This window comes from uncultured Sphingobacterium sp. (assembly GCF_964277905.1).
Lineage (GTDB): Bacteria > Bacteroidota > Bacteroidia > Sphingobacteriales > Sphingobacteriaceae > Sphingobacterium > Sphingobacterium siyangense.
Genome location: NZ_CAXYKD010000027.1, coordinates 1 through 19,302, shown reverse-complemented (window position 1 = coordinate 19,302; position 19,302 = coordinate 1). Strand labels below are relative to the sequence as shown.

At 39.3% G+C, this 19,302-nt stretch carries 17 protein-coding genes; 5 read left to right on the top strand and 12 right to left on the bottom strand.

Annotated elements, in window-relative coordinates; all coding sequences use genetic code 11:
- The first annotated feature begins 130 nt into the window (after positions 1 to 130).
- The 3 genes from ACHWSC_RS12385 (at position 131) to ACHWSC_RS12375 (ending at position 4,194) form a co-directional block, all read left to right on the top strand.
- The gene (locus ACHWSC_RS12385) at positions 131 to 1,858 is read left to right on the top strand and encodes an MFS transporter (RefSeq protein WP_075991739.1); all 1,728 of its coding nucleotides are present in this window, start codon (positions 131 to 133) and stop codon (positions 1,856 to 1,858) included.
- A gap of 241 nt (positions 1,859 to 2,099) precedes the next feature.
- Positions 2,100 to 2,963, top strand: coding sequence for an N-acetylglucosamine kinase (locus ACHWSC_RS12380; protein WP_046671899.1), 864 nt, complete (start codon positions 2,100 to 2,102; stop codon positions 2,961 to 2,963).
- A 412-nt stretch (positions 2,964 to 3,375) separates the two neighbouring features.
- Positions 3,376 to 4,194: a UDP-2,3-diacylglucosamine diphosphatase gene (locus tag ACHWSC_RS12375; RefSeq protein WP_046671898.1), complete on the top strand. Its 819-nt coding sequence runs from the start codon at positions 3,376 to 3,378 to the stop codon at positions 4,192 to 4,194.
- Positions 4,195 to 4,274: 80 nt separating this feature from the next.
- On the opposite strand, the gene ACHWSC_RS12370 is transcribed toward ACHWSC_RS12375, so the two are convergent.
- Together ACHWSC_RS12370 and ACHWSC_RS12365 are read right to left on the bottom strand one after the other, a co-directional pair.
- Complete coding sequence (locus ACHWSC_RS12370) at positions 4,275 to 4,958, bottom strand: metal-dependent hydrolase (RefSeq protein ID WP_075991738.1); 684 nt, start codon at positions 4,956 to 4,958, stop codon at positions 4,275 to 4,277.
- Positions 4,959 to 4,968: 10 nt separating this feature from the next.
- Entirely contained in the window at positions 4,969 to 5,283 is a 315-nt protein-coding gene (locus ACHWSC_RS12365; protein WP_046671896.1) for a YbaB/EbfC family nucleoid-associated protein, read from the bottom strand.
- A 185-nt stretch (positions 5,284 to 5,468) separates the two neighbouring features.
- Here ACHWSC_RS12365 and ACHWSC_RS12360 point away from each other — a divergent pair, with 185 nt between their 5' ends.
- Positions 5,469 to 6,095: a hypothetical protein gene (locus tag ACHWSC_RS12360; protein ID WP_394676963.1), complete on the top strand. Its 627-nt coding sequence runs from the start codon at positions 5,469 to 5,471 to the stop codon at positions 6,093 to 6,095.
- 68 nt (positions 6,096 to 6,163) lie between these two features.
- Here the strand turns inward: ACHWSC_RS12360 and ACHWSC_RS12355 are convergent, their stop codons facing one another.
- The gene (locus tag ACHWSC_RS12355) at positions 6,164 to 7,210 is read right to left on the bottom strand and encodes a hypothetical protein (RefSeq protein WP_394676962.1); all 1,047 of its coding nucleotides are present in this window, start codon (positions 7,208 to 7,210) and stop codon (positions 6,164 to 6,166) included.
- 234 nt (positions 7,211 to 7,444) lie between these two features.
- Here ACHWSC_RS12355 and ACHWSC_RS12350 point away from each other — a divergent pair, with 234 nt between their 5' ends.
- The gene (locus tag ACHWSC_RS12350; RefSeq protein WP_313183581.1) at positions 7,445 to 8,026 is read left to right on the top strand and encodes a thymidine kinase; all 582 of its coding nucleotides are present in this window, start codon (positions 7,445 to 7,447) and stop codon (positions 8,024 to 8,026) included.
- A 256-nt stretch (positions 8,027 to 8,282) separates the two neighbouring features.
- Here ACHWSC_RS12350 and ACHWSC_RS12345 read toward each other — a convergent pair whose 3' ends face one another.
- The 9 genes from ACHWSC_RS12345 to ACHWSC_RS12305 all read right to left on the bottom strand — a co-directional run.
- On the bottom strand, positions 8,283 to 11,006 hold the full coding sequence (locus tag ACHWSC_RS12345) for a hypothetical protein (RefSeq protein WP_088160749.1): 2,724 nt from the start codon (positions 11,004 to 11,006) through the stop codon (positions 8,283 to 8,285).
- Positions 11,007 to 11,134: 128 nt separating this feature from the next.
- Complete coding sequence (gene cls / locus ACHWSC_RS12340) at positions 11,135 to 12,598, bottom strand: cardiolipin synthase (protein ID WP_201670532.1); 1,464 nt, start codon at positions 12,596 to 12,598, stop codon at positions 11,135 to 11,137.
- Positions 12,599 to 12,655: 57 nt separating this feature from the next.
- On the bottom strand, positions 12,656 to 13,345 hold the full coding sequence (locus tag ACHWSC_RS12335) for a sulfite exporter TauE/SafE family protein (protein WP_394676961.1): 690 nt from the start codon (positions 13,343 to 13,345) through the stop codon (positions 12,656 to 12,658).
- 9 nt (positions 13,346 to 13,354) lie between these two features.
- On the bottom strand, positions 13,355 to 13,777 hold the full coding sequence (locus tag ACHWSC_RS12330; protein WP_075991727.1) for a FixH family protein: 423 nt from the start codon (positions 13,775 to 13,777) through the stop codon (positions 13,355 to 13,357).
- An 11-nt stretch (positions 13,778 to 13,788) separates the two neighbouring features.
- Complete coding sequence (gene ccoG / locus ACHWSC_RS12325; RefSeq protein WP_394676960.1) at positions 13,789 to 15,177, bottom strand: cytochrome c oxidase accessory protein CcoG; 1,389 nt, start codon at positions 15,175 to 15,177, stop codon at positions 13,789 to 13,791.
- A 15-nt stretch (positions 15,178 to 15,192) separates the two neighbouring features.
- On the bottom strand, positions 15,193 to 16,107 hold the full coding sequence (locus tag ACHWSC_RS12320) for a cbb3-type cytochrome c oxidase N-terminal domain-containing protein (protein ID WP_075991725.1): 915 nt from the start codon (positions 16,105 to 16,107) through the stop codon (positions 15,193 to 15,195).
- Positions 16,108 to 16,110: 3 nt separating this feature from the next.
- Entirely contained in the window at positions 16,111 to 16,308 is a 198-nt protein-coding gene (locus tag ACHWSC_RS12315; protein ID WP_046671935.1) for a hypothetical protein, read from the bottom strand.
- A gap of 4 nt (positions 16,309 to 16,312) precedes the next feature.
- The gene (gene ccoN, locus ACHWSC_RS12310) at positions 16,313 to 18,451 is read right to left on the bottom strand and encodes a cytochrome-c oxidase, cbb3-type subunit I (RefSeq protein WP_120334929.1); all 2,139 of its coding nucleotides are present in this window, start codon (positions 18,449 to 18,451) and stop codon (positions 16,313 to 16,315) included.
- A 624-nt stretch (positions 18,452 to 19,075) separates the two neighbouring features.
- Positions 19,076 to 19,302: hypothetical protein (locus ACHWSC_RS12305; RefSeq protein ID WP_394676959.1), on the bottom strand; the 227-nt coding region annotated here is incomplete at its 5' end.

The window sequence follows — 19,302 nt, the reverse complement described above, 5'->3', positions numbered from 1 at the left end:
TTCAAAATATTTCAAAAAAAATATTTACTATTGTAGCTAGTAAAACGATTTAACAACATTTTTAGATTGAATTTTATATTTTTTTTCATAAGTTCGTACCTTTCAAAATTTAAGTTTTTAGATCCCTTATATGGAACAGCAACAAACTAAAACCAATTACCCCGCACTCTACACATTGATTATTGTGTTTTTCTTTTGGGGGTTCATTGCGGCAGGGAACAGTGTTTTTATACCGTTCTGCAAAAATTACTTTCATTTAGACCAGTTTCAATCCCAGTTAATAGACTTTGCTTTTTATACAGCCTATTATATTGGTGCATTGTTACTATTTATTTTCAGTTCAATCGGAGGAAAGGACCTGGTTGGAAAATGGGGATATAAAAAGAGTATCGTTTACGGTTTACTTTTCTCGGCCTTGGGTGCAGCAGCCATGATTGTTGCTGTCGAAGTAAACTTATATGTTGGTATGTTGTTGGGACTATTCGTTGTAGCCCTTGGTTTTTCATTACAACAGACTGCAGCAAATCCATTTGCCGTTTTATTGGGCGATCCGAAAACGGGTGCTTCCCGTGTGAACCTAGGTGGTGGTATCAACTCATTTGGTACAACAATAGGACCTCTTGTTATCGGATTTTCCTTATTTGGAACTTTTGAGCCTATTTCTGACTCCGAGATCGCTAACCTTCCTTTAAACAAGGTTGTTTATCTTTACATAGGTGTTGGTCTATTGTTCCTCCTTGCTGCAGCATTATTTAATTTCAGTAAAAAAGTTCCTGCTGGCATTAGTGATGAACCCATGGAAAAGGCTAATAAAGCTTTACGTACATTGATCATTATGACCGTACTACTTTTTGGTATGTTCACACCGGTTTTTCTAAGCTATAAGAGCGATTTAGCCTTGCAGGTAGAGCAGTTGCATAAACAGGTTTCGAGTTTAACGGATCAGGTTCAGATTGACCAGCTCAAATTGCACATTAAAGAAGTGGCCAAACCACTCGAAATGCAACGTATGCTATGGTTGGCCGGAGCATTGGTCGTTGTGATCGGCGGTTTATTGTTCTCCAATAAGAGCGCACAAAAAAATCCAGAAGGCTGGGGTGCGATGAAATATCCACAATTGGCTTTGGGAATGCTGGCCCTATTTATCTATGTCGGTATCGAAGTTGCTATCGGTAGTAACCTCGGGGAATTATTGACATTGAAGGAATTTGGTCATTTGCAATCATCGCAAATTACACCTTATGTATCTATGTATTGGGGGAGTATGATGATTGGTCGTTGGGCCGGTGCAATTACAGCCTTTAACTTGAGTAAATCGGCTAAAAATGGATTATTGATTATCGTTCCTCTGATTGCATTCTCCATTATCATCGGAGTCAATACGCTTGCAGGATTTGAAATGTCACATCTCTACTATTACGTAGTATGTATTCTTCTTCAAATTGTAGCATTCTACCTAAGTAAAGAAAAACCTGCTCGTACATTGATTATTTTCGGATTATTTGGAATCATAGCGATGTTAATTGGCCTATTCTCATCGGGTACTATTGCAATCTACGCTTTCTTATCAGGTGGTCTTGCATGTTCAATTATGTGGTCCTCGATTTTTAGTTTATCGATTGTAGGTTTAGGTAAATATACCGCTCAAGGTTCGGCATTTCTTGTCATGATGATTCTTGGTGGTGGTGTTCTTCCTCCGATTCAAGGAAAATTAGCGGATATTATCGGCATCCATAACTCGTATATTCTACCATTAATCGGATTCTGTTATGTTGTTTTCTTTGCGATATTTGTTAAGGGAATATTAACAAAACAAGGAATCAATATTGACGAAATAGAGGCTGAAGGGGGGCATTAATACCCCTCACTAATTGTAAATAGTACACTATTTAAACAATTTTATTACACAGCTCAAAAACTGGCTTAACAACATCGTTAAGCCAGTTTTTTTATATGGTCACCAAAGTACAAAAATTTATTTTTTGAAAAATACGCGGATAAATTATGATATTTAAAATTAAAAAATGTATTTTCGGGGAATTGATTAATGAATTGATTACTCATTTTATAACGATAAACACAATTAAAACTACTCAATAATGATAATCATTGCTGACGGGGGATCAACAAAAACAAACTGGTGTTTGTTAGACGATTCGAATAAAAAAATCTACTTCAACACAGAAGGATATAACCCTTATTTTGTTGATAGTGAATACATTGTAAACTCCCTAAAAAAAGGACTACCGCAAGATTTACCTTTTGAAAAAATCTCAGAAGTAAACTATTATGGTGCAGGTGTTCATAACAAGGAAAAAGCACAAATTGTAGTTGATGCCTTAAAACAAGTATTTACTACAGCTGAAGTTGAAGTAGGACACGATCTTCTTGCAGCAGCAAGAGCATTATTAGGAACTCAAGCCGGATTTGCTGCGATCTTAGGAACAGGAACAAACTCTTGTCTCTATGACGGCAAAGAAATCACATTAAACATCGACTCAGGTGCTTACATTTTAGGTGATGAAGGTTCTGGTAGTTATATTGGTAAAAAATTATTGGCAGACTATGTTCGTAATTTGATGCCTAAAGATGTTAAAGAAGTATTCTATAACACGTATAAAATGACAAAAGACGAAATTATGGACGCGGTTTATACTAAACCTATGCCAAATCGTTTCTGTGCTAGCTTTAGCAAATTTGTCTATGACAACAATGTAAATATCGAATATACACGTAATATCGTTGATGAAGCTTTTGAAGCATTTTTCAGAAATCTTGTTAGCAAATACCCTAATTATCAAAGCTATACTTTCAACTGTATCGGTTCGGTAGGTTATAATTTCAGAAATGTATTAGCTGAAAAAGCTGAGCAATATGGAATGAAAGTAGGTAAGATCTTACGTTCTCCTATCGACGATTTAGTACAATTCCACATTGATAGAGCGGCAGCAACTGCCAAATAAAAAAGAAAAATAATCTTTAACATAAGAAAGGTATTCAATAAAATTGGATACCTTTTTTTGTTGCTCTTCCCCCACTCTCTTGACCTTATGGTCTTCTCCTCAATGAAAATCCCCCGTTAATATTAATTTCCAATAAACTAATTCATACCGTTTTACAAGACATTTTAATGATTTAATAACAGGAATTTCATCGGTACAAAATAAAAGTATCTTTTTTTTGTAAAAGAAGATAACAGATTTATTGAATGAAAAATCGTGGCATACAATAACACAAAAACGGTAAAATAGATCGATTCATTTCAGGCAAATCCGTCAAAGGTGAAATATAGTCCTCAACAGCGGGACAAACAACAAAATCAACAAAGGTCGAAACATCTTTGTAGACATAGATGAATAAACAAATTTATTGCAAATGAAAAGAAGCCTTGATATACTTGTAATCTCAGATTTACACCTAGGTACCTACGGTAGTAGAGCTAAAGAGCTTTTACTTTACCTAGAGTCCGTATCTCCCAAAATACTGATACTCAATGGAGACATCGTAGACATTTGGCAATTTAAAAAAAGTTATTTCCCACAGGAACATCTCAAAGTCATCAAAAAAATCATTGACATGAGCTCTTCGGGTACAGAAGTGCATTACATCACGGGCAACCACGATGAAATGTTGCGCAAATTTACCGATCTAAAATTAGGTAATATCAAGCTGAGCAATAAACTACTTCTCTCACTCAATAATCAAAAAGTATGGATCTTTCATGGGGACGTTTTCGACGCATCCATTCATCATTCTAAATGGTTGGCCAAGCTGGGTGGATGGGGTTATGACAAACTTATACAGCTCAATAATATCATTAATTACTGTCTGGATAAAATGGGTAAGGAGAAATATTCTCTTTCTAAAAAGATCAAAAATTCGGTTAAAAAGGCCGTCAAATATATATCGGATTTTGAACATACAGCTACTGAACTAGCGATTGAAAAAAATTACGATTTCGTTATTTGTGGACACATCCATCAACCTCAAATCAAAGAAGTTATAACACGAAAAGGAACCTGCACCTATATGAACTCAGGGGACTGGATTGAAAACCTCAGTAGTTTAGAATATAAAAATGGAGAATGGAAGCTCTTCTATTTTGAAGAAAACAAAGAACAAATCCTGAAGAATAAAATCATCGATATCCCTCTTTTCAGCCTGGAAGATCTTAAAAAGATTGTCATATCTTAATGAACACAACGCAGATCTGCATAAAATCAAGAAAACAATAAAAGAAAAAGCCGAGCTAGCTCGGCTTTTTCTTTTATTGTTTATAACTCAAATGTCGAACCGATTTCCGGCAATGACAATGAAATATCCTCATTTTGGAATTTATCCAAAGCTTGTTGTTTATCGATCGTTATTGGCGGAAATGAATCGTAATGGATACCAACTACCCGAGCACAATTCACAAATTCAGCGGCTTTAATTGCATCATCCACATCCATTGTATAATGCCCACCAATAGGCAAAAATGCCCAATCCAGCTTCATGTCTGCCAGCAATTTCATTTCCATGGTTAATGCAGTGTCTCCAGCAAAATAAATTCGCTTGCCTTTTACATTAAAGACAAAACCTACAGGAAACCCACCGTATTGACCATCAGGTGTACTATTGGTATGTGCGGCATATACCATCTTTACCGAACCAAAAGGTAGTTGAACCGTTCCGCCCAAGTTAAACTCGATAACTTTATCATCAGGTACTCCCTGTCTTCTCACCCAGCCTGCAGTTTCAACAATCGCTAAAACAGTGGCACCGCTGTTTTTTTGAATCGTCGCCATATCTGCCACATGGTCCTGATGTCCATGACTTAAAAAGATATAATCCGGTTTAATTGTATTTACATCGATTTCTTTTGCAAGTGGATTATACGTAACAAATGGATCTAAAAGAACCTTCGTTCCGTCAAAATCAAACTCCACACATGATTGTCCGTAATAAGTTGCTTTCATGATAATATCGCTATTGATTAAATAATCCGCCTAGTCCTCCTAGTCCACCCAACATATCCTTGCTTGCTGCCTGCATTTCAGCCTGGCTGATATTCTCAGCTTGAGCAATTGCCTTATTCAGAGCAACCACAAGCAACTCCTCCAATTCTTCCTTATCTGCGTTTGATAAAAATACAGGATCGATGGTAACCTCTTTTATCTCTTTGTTTGCTGTCGCTACCACACGGATTAAACCACCTTCCACTTCACCAGACACAGAAATTGAATCCAATCTTTTCTTGATTTCCTCCGCCTTTTGCTGGGCTTGAAATAATTTGTCAAACATATTTATATCATTTATTTCAGGCCAATTTACAAAAATCTGCGCATACCTACTATTGCTAATTTACTTTCGCCAATGCCTCCCTTTTTTTCTGAAAGTGTCTGATCTTATTGGCCAAAAAGAACCTTCAGTTCGCTTTCATTGCGCTTGGTGTCTTCGAAGTCATGAAGGTTTTGTATTTTTGCAACATGCAAAGCAATCAAGAAAAACTAGTCGCCCATATTTTGGACCAGTTGGACCTAAATCCGGCAACTATTCCAGCTGAAACCTACGACACATTGATTTCAGATCGCCCTCAACTTGTCGACATCGATGATATGATCTCCTATATCAAACGTATCGGGACTGATCTCGATGCCATCGATAAAACAGTTGAACTGGTTGAAAAAATTGAAGACGAAACAAGTATTCTAATCCATAAGCTTAAGTTTATTTCGGCCACTGACAGGCCCAAGGTATTGGTACTGGACCAAATACAGCCCCTTGAAATAAACCGTTCTGCCTATCTGCAGGAAGCCATAAAAATTGCAGGTGGTATTCCAGTTACGACAGAAAATGATGCCGATAAAATCATTGTCATCGGCCATGGGGAACAGACATTTATCCAAATTCCACAATTGTTGAATACGGCAGCTATCGCTTCATCCAAAGCTATCGAGCTCGATCAGGTCTTTATTATGACCAGTGAACAATTTGCACAGATTCCCGGATACAATTATTTGAGCGAACTCGAATCCTTAGCCGAAATTCTTCAACCAAAGTATTTCGTTTATGGTCATGAAGGGAACGATTGGCTACAATTTCAACTAAGCTAGAGAACCAAAATATAGGCATAAAAAAACAGCTCCGGTAGAACGAGAGCTGTTTTTTATGTTTTATAATTTTAGTTATATCTTCTGCGCAGGACGTCGTATAATTTTTCAACGGTATGCGGCTTATCTGCCCATTTATTTTTAATAGCATAATTTGTCTGCAAAAATGCATCCGCTTCCGCGTAGCTTGTAAACCTATTCAATAATTCGACAGCCTCACTATACGCTAAACTATACCCATTAAACAAATCCTTAATAAATAAGAGTTTGTCATTTAAGCTTATCCCTGCTTTAATATCCGTGAGTTTATCGCTATGTCCAGATTGATTCACCTGATAAACACGATTCTGTACGCCAGCTTGTTTCTGTTGAGAGATAATTTCATTTAAGGTCAATGGTCTCGCTGGAGCTTCCTCAATGACGGTATTGATTTCTTCCTGAATAAACACTTCTTGCGGTTGCTCAATAACGACTTCTTTTGGTTCTTCGATTACTTCTGTAACGAAGACAGTCGGTTCTTCGACTTGCGTAGTAGCTTCCTCTTCTGCCTGATAAGCTAATTCCTCCACAGGGGCAGCTGCAAAAACAGGGGGAATTGCAGCAACTTGAGGTGCAACAGGTTCAACAATTTCAGGACTAGGCTCTTCCGATTGTATAGGTTCACTTTCAGAAACAAATGGAGTTTCTGGCTCTTTCGATTTTAAAGGTTCACTTTCAAAGACAAATGGGGTCTCTTTTTCCTCCACGATCGCTTCTTCATTTCCACGGCTGAAATCTTCAACTGGTTGAGCTTCTTGAACCTCTTTTTGGGGCTGTTCAGCAACAACTTGCTGCGCCGATGTTCTAATGGTCGAAGGTGGGGTAAAATAATCGTTGAAAGCAATCTTCTTACTGTCCAAGGCTGCATTACTTAAAGCATGCTGCGATTGACCTTCCTGAAGAACAGCCTTGGTCTTGAGTAAAGTTATGTAAGCCGCTACAGCCTGAGCTTTCGCTTCCAGTGTTACTAATTCGTTAATTTCGGACAAACTACCCTGCTCTGACAAGCTTAAATACTGTCCATTTAAATCCTGTAATAAATCGCCTATCTTATTAAAAATTTCCTCTTTAGTACCCATAGTTCTATTTGAAATCACCAATTAATCATTTATAATACTTATACCTTCAACCGACCGAAAAGTGGAAAACTCAATCCTTTGATTTAGAAATATTTGGATTTACGTTCACTTTTTTGCTACCCAAATTTAATATTTAATTCTGATATTAGCGGTGTCAAAAACAGAATATAATGGGAGGTCATTTTACAAAAATCACCTTATTTGCAGACCTTCCAACAAAATTAAATTAATCAAATGCTTTTTTCCGAACATAATTTGGCTTTGCGCCCCGCTCAATATGGTAGCATTGAAATTGTCTGTGGCTCGATGTTCTCAGGCAAGACAGAAGAATTGATTCGCAGGCTAAAACGAGCACAATATGCACGTTTGAATGTCGAAATCTTTAAACCATCTGTTGACAAACGATACGATGAAAAGTTGGTCGTTTCTCACGATAGTAATAGCATCCCGTCAACACCCGTTGATCATTCTTCAGCAATCCTACTTTTGAGTTCATCTACCCAAGTTGTCGGAATCGATGAGGCACAATTTTTTGATGACGGTTTGACAGAGGTGTGTGTCAAATTGGCAAATAGTGGTATCCGGGTAATTGTTGCCGGGCTCGATATGGATTTTCAAGGGCAACCATTTGGCCCAATTCCCAATCTAATGGCAGTAGCCGAACACGTTACAAAAGTACATGCGGTTTGCATGCAATGTGGCGCTCCAGCGAATTATTCCTATCGCCTGACCAACAATACGGAAACCGTACTTTTAGGTGAAAAAGACGCTTATGAACCACGTTGTAGACCCTGTTATTTCCACTTGAATAAATAGCCTGATCAAAAAAGTCAACTAAAAATCTGCCAAAAGTGCTATAAAAACTATTTGGCATAGGATTTGAAATATACTTTATAAATAAGAAGATTAGCGCTATTAATAGCGACAAAATACTTTTCATAATTTAGGTTTATAATTGGTTAGTTAGCACCTCCTTGCCCATCAAGGAGGTGTTTTTTTTAACAAAAAAAGAACGCTGCTCTCTTTGACTGAGAACAGCGTTCTTTTTTTGATCAACCCCTATATACAAGGTTTAAGGCTGAACACCGTAGTTTATTACCTTACGGCCGATATTCCCGGTTTGATCCATTCCCTCGACGATTACCTTGTAATTTCCATTTCCGTCGGCATTATAAAACTGAATGGCAGCCTCCCCGGTCTCTGTGATCGAGACTTTCGGATTCCAGTAAATGGTCGTTCTCAAATCGTTTGCGGCCTTTCTTTCCGGCGTATCATATTTTGGAACATAGAACTTCCGCTCTTTAATATACCCCAATGGATACATATCGATTACATTTGATTTAGGCAATAAGCTTTCAATCTCACTCAATGACATCCGTGGTTTCTTCGCTTCCACTTTCTTCGTATAGATTGACACAACACCATTATTTTGATACATTCTGGAGACAGTACCCAATTCATCACGTAAGAAGATTTCGATACCTTCGATATCCGCGACATTGATGCTATTCAATCCGGGCTCATCAATAGCCATACCGTTCAGAAAGAATTGAACAGGTGTACGCCCACCCGCATTATAATCACGAGAAACATAATATTTCAATGTCTGTGGATCATAGGTAATGCCCGTCAATACCGTTTGAAGACACATGGTCAACACGTTACAACCGGTCAAACGTTCGGGTTCAATACGGTGTTCCGGCATGGACAGCCCCGAAATAGAAGGAAAATCTTTATTGGTGATTACTTTCTTCACTACAGCCGTCACTTCGACCTCATCCAAGAGAATCGATTTTCGATATTCTTTTCGGCTATTCGCCAAATAAGGAGCAAAAGCCTGGTCTATATTAGGTACAAAATAACTCTTATAGCCATTATTCTTATCGATCTCAGGGTAAAAGCTCTGGTCCATATTAATAACCAAGCTTCGGTAATTGTCATTCGATCGGGCATTAACCGTTACTTTGGACGAATCCGGGAACACAAGATCTTTAAATGTGAATCGTCCATTTTGATCCGTATAAACATCCTTCTTAATATTACGGGAAGGTACCGATAAAAGTAACCCACCATTTGGATAAGGACGTCCCGTATTCATCCGGAGTATACCGGACAATTCGATTCCTTGCTCAGGAAGAAAACTGATCTGCGGCAATTTCTCCGATATAAGCGTCGGGTAGTCAAATCGACGATAGCCCTGCGTCATTAATAAAGCATCTAAAGCCTTATCCCGGTTGGGATTTTTTTCATCAAAATATGAATTTGGGTTCTCTACATTTCCTTTGAGGTCCGAAGTCAACAAAAAGTTGCTCACAATCGATAGATCTGCCTGATCATTATAAGGAACTTTGGACTCGTCTATTACAGCGACTGAATAGCTTCCCGGGAACTTCTGCCCATTGTTGTCTACAGCAAGTTTAAGATTGACCAAGTCTTTAGCCTTATAACTTTGCTTATCGCTGGTAACCTGAATATTTAAAAGTTTTTCGCTTTGAACAAATGCCAAGCGCTCACTGATAGGCTTTCCGTCCGGACTCAATAAGGTTACCTGGACAATACCATTTGGTAAACGCTCTTTCGGAATATTGACCAATGCTGATGAAGATTTTAAATTCACCTGCGCGCCAAAACAGAGATGACCATTCGACTGCACCAAAACATAATAGGATTGCCCCTGGTTTTTTGAAAAATTCTCTTCACTGGTTACCACGGCAAACTCAGCATTCGTGGCATCCTGTTTTACAAAAACAACATTTGCCTTGTCATTGACAACAGCCGGCAATTTGTATTTGCGTTCCTGTCCATTCTCAAACTTCACAACAGCTTGATAATTTTCCCCCGCGAGCGGCAGGAGAGAAAAATAGCCCATTCCAGTTCCGAAGTCCGCAAACTCCGCTACAGACTTGCCCTTTGAATCTAAAATACTTCCTTTTACCTTTAGCCCCTTCCCATCGGATCCGAGAGCTTTAAATGCCACTTTTTTTGCCAATCCGGCGATAATATCTCCCCCTTCAGGAAAGAATTGCACGTCTGCATCCCACAAGGCATTTTTGAGCAAGAAAGAACTAGACAAAGGTTTTTCATTTTTATTCTCCTGAATGCTAATCTTCAGTTGTCCTTTTTCCAAATTTGCTTTTTCCTTTGCAGACAAATTTATCGTTACTTTCCCTAGACCATCCGTCTCACCTTTACCCTTGTCGAACGTTTCCCATCCCGAGACAAACTCCCAATTGATTTTTGAATTGATCATCGGTTTTCCCGTACGATCGCGGAACTGTATGACAGCTTGGGTTTTATTACCACCAATGTTATTTTGAAATTCAATGTTCGTAATCAATTTCTTATTGATAACATCACCGATTGGCACCACTTTATTAAAGAAGTAGGCATTATCAAAGTTGGCCATCCATTTTGTGTAACCTCTAAATCGATAATTGTCCTGCGACATAAATTGAGGATCAAGTACAATCTGCCCATTTCCTACCCCTTTATCCAATGGAATTTTTAGTGTCTGAATCAGGGAATCACGACTGTTCAGTACTTCCACATAAGCTATTTTACTCGGCTCATATTCGGCCAAATTGCGGGATAAATAGGTCGAAAACCAGAGGGTATCCCCCACCGCATAATATGGTTTATCGAAATGTAAATGTACCTTTTCAACTGGGTAGACCTGAAAATATTTCTGAACTCGTTCTACGATCGTATTAATAGGCAACGTAGGTGTAGTCTGGGCATAAGTCGTCCCCATTCCTAACAGTCCTATCGATAAAGTCAATAGTTTTATGTGCTTCATTGAAAGTCTTAGAATAAAAAATGAATAGCTAAATATATTCAATTTTGAGCAAAGACCAACCTCATTGGGGTATTTTTAACATTTATTATACCTATCCATAGGGTCATTACCGACTCTTTAAAGATAATTTAAAGCAATGGAGCCAAAAGCCTACAGATGGAATCAACTCCTCTTTTCCAGCGGCTTCGTTGCATCCATTTTCGGATTGTAATCAGATCTGAGACCTCAATATCAGCTAAAAATTGTGCATTAAGACGGTCGCAAAGCGCTTTATCCGAGACAATTCCCGAGATTTCAAAATTGATGTAAAAACTTCTGATATCTAAGTTTGTCGTACCGATATAGGCAAGCTTCCCATCAATACAGATGGTTTTGGCATGCAGAAATCCCTTTGTATAGAGGTATACGTTGACTCCTCTTTCCAACAGTGGTTTTATAAACGAGAATGAGGCGTGCTGTACAAAAAACGAATCAGACTGGGCCGGCAACATCAAGTCCACACGGACTCCTGAAGATACCGCGAGCATTAAAGCGGTCGTCAATTGATCGCTGGGAATAAAATATGGCGTACACAACTGTACATATTCTTTTGCTTCGTTGATACCGGCAATAATTGCTTCCATATTGAAAGGCGCTGGCGATCCAGGATCACTGGCTGTAAATCCTACTCCACTCGCATCTTCATCGGTAAGGGGAAATCGGTTTAAATAACCTCGGCCCAATTCAAACGATTCCCCATCTGTCTGGTTCCAGCTGTTCCAAAACTGGATTTGCAACGTATTTACAGCCGCGCCGACAACCATCATAGCTGTATCCCGCCAATAAACCTCATTTTTTCCATTATTGATATATCGATCTGAAATATTGATTCCGCCGACAAAACCTATTTTCCCATCGATCACCGCTATCTTGCGGTGATTTCGGTAGTTGCTATTCGCCAAGGAACTAAAGGTTACTGGAAGAAAAGCTTGAAACACAAAATCGGGTTTATGCCTCCGTAAATATTTAATTACATCAGGAGCACCAAAACTATCCAATATCAGACGTACGGTGACCCCAGCTTTTGCTTTTTCTTCTAGAATATGCAAGATCTCCTGCCCTATTTCATCCATTTCCCAGATATAATATTCCATGTGAATGGAATGCTGCGCAGCTTTAAGGCGATCAATAAGTACCGGAAACTTTTCTTCCCCATTGATAAACAGGGTTACATCGTTGTTGAGGGAGAATGTAGAGATCTTCTGATTTTTAAGGTAGCGGTACACCATGGCCAAACTACCGATCCGCTCATTTAACGTATCAATATGTTCCTCCATAATTTCGGATTCCTTACGCCAGGCATCCAGTAGCTTTTTGGACTGCTCGCGATACACGCGTTTCATTCTTTTGACCTTCTTAAACTTCTGACCAAAGAAATAGTAACTGAGCAAACCGACGACAGGTAAGAAAACAATGACCATAATCCAGGCAATGGTCTTGGAAGGATTACGGTTTTCGATCAAAATCGTCCCGATTACACCAATATAAAGGATGAGTAAGGGAATCCAATAATATTCTAATGCAATCTGTAAAATATGATGAAGTACCTCCATATTGTGTGCTAAGGGTTTTACCAAATATAATACTTAGCATCGACATATTGTTTGTCGTTAAACACAGTTTATTGCACCATCGACATGAATGAATGGACTTAAATAAGGAATGTCTAAATTGGCACCCCGGAGTATAAACCAAATTCCCAATAAGAAATAGAGAAAGGGAACCCATTTCGAAAATCCGATTTTGAAAGATCTGGAGAAATTTCCCAGAAAAGAAAACGCAAACAATAGCGGGATAGTTCCTAAGCCAAAACACAACATAAAAAAGAAACTTTGCTGTGGGCTGTCTGCATTTATGGACGACATGAGTGCCATGTAGACCATACCACAGGGCAATAAGCCATTCAGTACGCCAGCAATAAAACTCCCCCCCGGCTTATAGAGCCATTTCGACAATAAGCGTACAATTGGCTGCACAGCCTTCGTCTGCCAGCTAGCGATTTTTCTATTATGCTTACCAATAAGCTGGAATAAAGCAATTCCGATCAGAATAATACCTGTGGCCCAGCTCAAACTTCGCTGCCAACCTTGAATCTGGGCAAATGTTCCGATCGTACCGAGTAAAAGTCCTAAACAACCATAAGTCAGTACTCTACCGGATTGATACAGTACTTTATTAAAAAAAACGTTCCAACCAAAACCCTGCCTTCCTTCAATGGCAAAAATTAATGGTCCACACATTACCGCACAATGTATGCTTCCAAACAATCCCATGAAAAATGCAAAATAGGTATAGCTCATTTCCTTAAACTAAAATAAAATATGCTCTTCAAACAAAAAATCTTTACCTACACTCTTCCAGTCAATATACAAATTCCACATTCCTTTATCGAACGTGGAAATGGGCAGTGTATATAAATTACTGGTTGTCTGAAATGGTAATTCTTTATCCAATCGGTTATCCGAAGGTTTTCGAAACAGCAATTTCCCTTTATTTACTTTGGAGACAAAATGAATATACAAGGTATCTTGCCTGATTTCTATTGTCGGTGATTCCTTCATAATCAATACATTTTGCTTTTTATCGTAAGCTTGATCATAATTCAGTCCCTGCTCGTAATAGTCATCTTCTTCCAGACTATCCGAATCGTGACTCACCATGTATATTCCTGCTCCGACTATACACAACATAAATACCGCCAAGGTTAAAAAAATCTTTGTACCCCAATTCATTGTTTTTCATTTTAATTCATACCCGGAGGCGCAATAAAAGTGGTTTTTAAACTTTCCACTTTCTTATCTCCCGAATAGATAGCTAATTTTATATTACTTTTATAGGTCTCAACATCCTTATTCGCGATAATTAGAAAAAAGCTCAGTGTCGCATGCCCATCTTTACTCAATTTTTGAATAGGATTGACCAGTTGAATCTTTAAACGCGGATCATCACAGACCAATTTAAAAGGCATTTCTTTACCAGACTTATTAATCAATTCCAAAGAATACAGGTTGCTTATTGTCTTATCATCACGAAGCTGGTAGGTGCTTCCCTTTGCCCGAAGCAATCTTCCATCCACCTGAGAACGATTGAACAACAGAAAACTAAAGACCGACATTAATGCAACCAACACGATAGAATAGGCTATTGCCCTCGTATTGCTTTTTTTCTTCAGTGTTCCTTCAATCTCACCCATTGGATAAAAGCCAATTAACTTTTTAGGCTTTCCAATTTTGTCCATGACAGCATCACAAGCATCAATACAGGCCGTACAACTTACACATTCTAATTGCAGACCATTTCGAATATCAATTCCTGTGGGGCATACATGTACACAGAGTTTGCAGTCTACACAATCTCCATGTGTCGTCGTTGCATCCTTTTGCTGTTTTCCTCTTGGCTCTCCACGTCTACGATCATATGCAACAGTGATACTTTGGTCATCGAGGAGTACGCCCTGCAATCTGCCATAAGGGCAAATTGCAATACATACAATCTCCCTGACGTACGCAAACACGCCATAGAAAACCAATGTAAATATGATTATTGATATCAATCCACCGATATGTTGGTCCAATGGATCAGTGATGATCTTCATCAGCGCATCAACACCGATGATATAAGACAAAAAGATATTTGAAATGAAAAATGATATGATCAGGAATATACCATGTTTCAAAAACTTTTTCAATTGTTTTTGATCCGTATTGGGTCCAGCATCCAATTTCTTTTGTTGTTGCCAATCACCTTCGATCCAATATTCAATTCGTCTAAATATTAATTCCAAAAAAATGGTCTGGGGGCAAGTCCATCCGCACCATACCCGTCCAAAGACAACAGTAAACAAAACCACACATACCATCACGATTAACATGCCGAATACGAATATGTAGAGATCCTGTGGATAGAACAGATTTCCTAAGATGGAAAACTTTCGCTCAATAATGTTGAACATGAGAAACGGTTCACCATTTATTTTGATAAAAGGAACTACAAACAAGAACAGCAGTAGTGAATACCCAACCCACTGTCTCTTTTTGTAAAGCTCTCCCTGCGGTTTTTTGGCATAAATCCATTGTCTTTTTTTTGACTTAGATCCGCCGTTATTGGCATTATTCACGACTACTGTACTCATTGCTATTTCAATTTATTACTCTGCTTTTTTTTCTGTTTCAGCCTGATCGGCTTTGCTCTCATCCGCCGGCTTCTCTCCGCTTGCAGCCTGGCCACCGCCATAGGTAACCTCTTCACCTTGCGGAGCTTTTGGATTAGCAGGGTGTGTATCCCTTAAGGTAATAATATAACTGGCAACCTGTGCGATTTGTGCAGGACTTAAAGTTTGTTCCCATGGCACCATTCCTTTATCAGGAACACCATACTTAATGGTTTTGAAGATATCTTTAATCTCGCCACCATGAAGCCAAAACTTATCGGTCAAGTTAGGTCCGATGCCTCCCTCGCCACTACCACCGTGACAAGCGACACAGTTTGCGGTAAAGATCGCTTTTCCATCAGCTGCCATTTCCGGCTGAAACTCCACGCTACTTTCGTCTACATTGCTCGCAGAAGCAGTAAGATAAGCCTGACGCTCTTTCTCGGCAACGACCATCTCATGTTCATACTCCTGGTCCTGGTTCATTCCGATGCCCGATACCTGATAAACAAATAAGTAAACAAGGCCGAAAAAAATCGTTCCATAAAAAAGGAAATTAAACCAGATCGGAATCGGATTATCCAATTCGCGGATACCATCATACTCATGGTCTATGACAATGTCCTTTTCTTCTGAAATCGGTCTGATCCCCATGATCTTGTTCCACGACCTTTTCATCCAGCCCTTATTCGCCGCCTTTTTGAGTTTTTCCTCCTTGGCCAATTCAGGCATGGTAATCTTAATGATGGATTTCATCGCGCGATTGACCATCAATGCCGAAGCAAGAAGAGCCAGCATCACAACGATCAATACAACAATTAAGATATCTGTGTATAAATTATCTGTACCGAATCCTATCGTAGATTGAACAACTTCTGCGGTAGCTGGTGCAGTATCCAATAATAAACTCATATATTATAGACTTTCAGGTGAATGATTCAGTTCCTTTTCTGTTTCATCTTCTTCCAAAGGCAATTCCTTCATATAAGTAACATAGTCTTTTTTCATTCGAAACAACATTATTGCTACTGAAATGAAGAACACCAAGAAGATCCAAAGTGATGCAATTAGATAAAGCTCACTGCCGTTTAGATTTGTTATTTGCTTAAACATGGCTTTATTGATTTGCGTTAACGTTATCAGCTACTTTTGGAGCTGCTTTTATATCTGTTCCTAATCGCTGTAAGTATGCAATTACAGCTACGATCTCACGGTCAGCTAACACATTCACTTGATTTTGTTTTAGATCATCAGCAATTTTTTGTGCCTGTTTGGTGAGATCCTCCTCAGCATGTTCAATTTCCGCGTCGGTATAGGGGATTCCCAATTTCCGTAATGCTTTCATTTTATCTTGCAGAATAGAATTATCCAGCTTCTGATCGATCAACCAAGGATATGTTGGCATGATACTTCCTGGCGAGGTAATCGTCGGATCCAACAGGTGATCAAAGTGCCATTTATTGGGATATTTTCCACCGATGCGATGCAGATCTGGTCCCGTCCGCTTCGACCCCCATAAAAACGGTGTATCGTAAACAAACTCTCCCGCCTTGCTATACTCTCCGTAACGGGCGGTTTCGGATCTAAATGGACGAATAGTTTGCGTGTGACAGTTTACACAACCTTCTCTCACGTAGAGATCCCTTCCCTGCAGTTCCAATGCTGTGTAAGGTTTTACACTCGCAATCGTTGGAACGTTTTTAGAAATTGTAAAAGTCGGCACCATCTCCACCATACCCCCGATGAGGATGGCAATAAGAGCCAGTACCATAAATAAAATTGGCTTACGTTCAAGGCGACGGTGTTGAGACTGTTCGTTTACTTGAACCGGCAATAATGCAGGAGCTTCTGCAGGCTCATTGGCCAAAAGCTTCCCTTTTTGCATAGTTTTGATCAAGTTGAACGTCATCAGGAACACGCCCGATAGATAAAGTGCGCCACCTAGTGCACGCATCATGTGCATTGGCAAAATTTCCAATGTTGTCGCAAGAAAGTTTGGATATTTCAAAACCCCTTCCGGTGTAAATTCTTTCCACATCAAGCCTTGTACTACAGCTGCCCAATACATCGGGATCGCATAGAACAAAATACCCAAGGTACCTATCCAAAAGTGCGTTGATGCCAATTTTTTAGAATATAACTCCGTTTTATAAATACGTGGTATCAACCAGTACAGAATACCGAATGTCATAAAGCCGTTCCATCCCAATGCACCTACGTGTACGTGCGCTACGATCCAGTCGGTAAAGTGAGCAATTGCATTCACCTGCTTTAAGGATAGCATAGGGCCTTCGAAAGTCGCCATACCATAACAAGTAAGGGCCACGACCATGAATTTTAACATAGGCTCTGTCCGTACCTTATCCCAAGCACCACGTAAGGTCAACAAGCCATTGATCATACCGCCCCAACTCGGAGCAATCAACATAATGGAGAATACAACCCCTAAAGACTGTACCCAACCAGGTAGCGCCGTATAGAGCAAATGGTGAGGACCTGCCCAGATATAAATAAAGATTAAAGACCAAAAGTGAAGAATACTTAACTTGTAAGAGTAAACTGGACGGTTGGCCATCTTAGGAAGGAAATAATACATCATTCCCAAATAAGGAGTTGTCAAGAAAAAAGCAACTGCATTGTGACCATACCACCATTGTACCAGCGCATCCTGTACGCCTTTGTAGACATAATAGCTTTTCCAGCCAGCTACAGGTAATTGGATGGAGTTAACAATATGCAATACGGCTACTGTAACAAATGTGGCAATATAGAACCAAACAGCGACATACATATGACGTTCGCGTCGTTTGATAATAGTACCGAACATATTGATTCCGAATACGACCCAAATGAGGGTAATTGCGATATCAATAGGCCATTCCATTTCGGCATACTCATGGCTTGAAGTAAGACCGAGTGGGAGTGTAATAGCCGAGGCAACAATAATTAATTGCCAACCCCAAAAATGGAGCTTACTCAAAGCATCACTGAACATTCTTGCTTTAAGCACCCGCTGTAAGGAGTAATAAACTCCCATAAAAATACCATTACCTACGAAAGCAAAAATCACCGCATTGGTATGCACAGGACGTACACGGCCAAATGTTGTAAATTGCAATCCAAAGTTCATCTGGGGCCAAACAAGCTGCGTTGCCACAAGCAATCCTATGGTCATACCAACTATCCCCCAAATAATGGTAGCGATTCCGAAATTCCTGACAATCTTGTTGTCGTAATTAAATTGCTCTAACTGCATTACTTAAATTGTTGATTCTGATTCAAAAATAAGCAGCAATTTATGACAATCTAATGATGGACAATGCGTACAAAAGTGATGTACGTCACTTTCTTATTACCCGATTACAAGGCTTAGTTAGCAATTTCGACCATTGGTTGTAAATGACTTAGGGAAAATAGAGATCTTGAAAGATACTTTTTACAATTAAATCAGACATCAAAAGTGACCGTAGTCACATTTCCAGCAGTTTAATACCCTGTTTTAATGACAATATGGGTTAGAATCACTGTTACATATACACGAATTTATCCCAAAAACATCGAGACTATCGGCACGAAGTGAATTGTATCTATAGTGCATCGAACCTCATCAGAATAGCAAACCTTAATCTGCAGACTCATTGCACTATTCGCCTATAGCAAGTGAGCTAAAGACTCTTTGAAAAGAATCGGTAGTGGGATTAGCTTGAACTGGCTTCTGTGTACTGTTATAGCATAATTTAGTTAACCACTGTAGAAAAGCCACTTATTAAAAGAATATGAGCTCAGCCTGAGTTTGGCAATTCCACTTGGCTACGACAGTGCAGCATAGCACCGGAGCACAGTAGAGGCTACATGACCGCCTGCTATGACCGGTGTAACATTACCACTGAGCACAGTGACAGTTGCAGGATAGCGACAATTGCGGAACAGCTTCCGATGGAGCAGGCTCACCGACGGTCCTGTGCTGCGATAACCGATAGGCGGAGGATATGCCATAGCCTGTACATGGAAATACGGAAGTACTTAAACGAAAGAAGCCCTTGACTGTTTCCAGCAAGGGCTTCCGTGTAAAAAAAGGCACCGACCTACTCTCCCACCTGTTACGGC

Bases quoted from the DNA above. Each gene is read 5' to 3' on its own strand.
- ACHWSC_RS12385 (WP_075991739.1), top strand. From the start codon at position 131: ATGGAACAGCAACAAACTAAAACCAATTACCCCGCACTCTACACATTG.
- ACHWSC_RS12380 (WP_046671899.1), top strand. From the start codon at position 2,100: ATGATAATCATTGCTGACGGGGGATCAACAAAAACAAACTGGTGTTTG.
- ACHWSC_RS12375 (WP_046671898.1), top strand. From the start codon at position 3,376: ATGAAAAGAAGCCTTGATATACTTGTAATCTCAGATTTACACCTAGGT.
- ACHWSC_RS12370 (WP_075991738.1), bottom strand. From the start codon at position 4,958: ATGAAAGCAACTTATTACGGACAATCATGTGTGGAGTTTGATTTTGAC.
- ACHWSC_RS12365 (WP_046671896.1), bottom strand. From the start codon at position 5,283: ATGTTTGACAAATTATTTCAAGCCCAGCAAAAGGCGGAGGAAATCAAG.
- ACHWSC_RS12360 (WP_394676963.1), top strand. From the start codon at position 5,469: ATGCAAAGCAATCAAGAAAAACTAGTCGCCCATATTTTGGACCAGTTG.
- ACHWSC_RS12355 (WP_394676962.1), bottom strand. From the start codon at position 7,210: ATGGGTACTAAAGAGGAAATTTTTAATAAGATAGGCGATTTATTACAG.
- ACHWSC_RS12350 (WP_313183581.1), top strand. From the start codon at position 7,445: ATGCTTTTTTCCGAACATAATTTGGCTTTGCGCCCCGCTCAATATGGT.
- ACHWSC_RS12345 (WP_088160749.1), bottom strand. From the start codon at position 11,006: ATGAAGCACATAAAACTATTGACTTTATCGATAGGACTGTTAGGAATG.
- cls (WP_201670532.1), bottom strand. From the start codon at position 12,598: ATGGAGGTACTTCATCATATTTTACAGATTGCATTAGAATATTATTGG.
- ACHWSC_RS12335 (WP_394676961.1), bottom strand. From the start codon at position 13,345: ATGAGCTATACCTATTTTGCATTTTTCATGGGATTGTTTGGAAGCATA.
- ACHWSC_RS12330 (WP_075991727.1), bottom strand. From the start codon at position 13,777: ATGAATTGGGGTACAAAGATTTTTTTAACCTTGGCGGTATTTATGTTG.
- ccoG (WP_394676960.1), bottom strand. From the start codon at position 15,177: ATGAGTACAGTAGTCGTGAATAATGCCAATAACGGCGGATCTAAGTCA.
- ACHWSC_RS12320 (WP_075991725.1), bottom strand. From the start codon at position 16,107: ATGAGTTTATTATTGGATACTGCACCAGCTACCGCAGAAGTTGTTCAA.
- ACHWSC_RS12315 (WP_046671935.1), bottom strand. From the start codon at position 16,308: ATGTTTAAGCAAATAACAAATCTAAACGGCAGTGAGCTTTATCTAATT.
- ccoN (WP_120334929.1), bottom strand. From the start codon at position 18,451: ATGCAGTTAGAGCAATTTAATTACGACAACAAGATTGTCAGGAATTTC.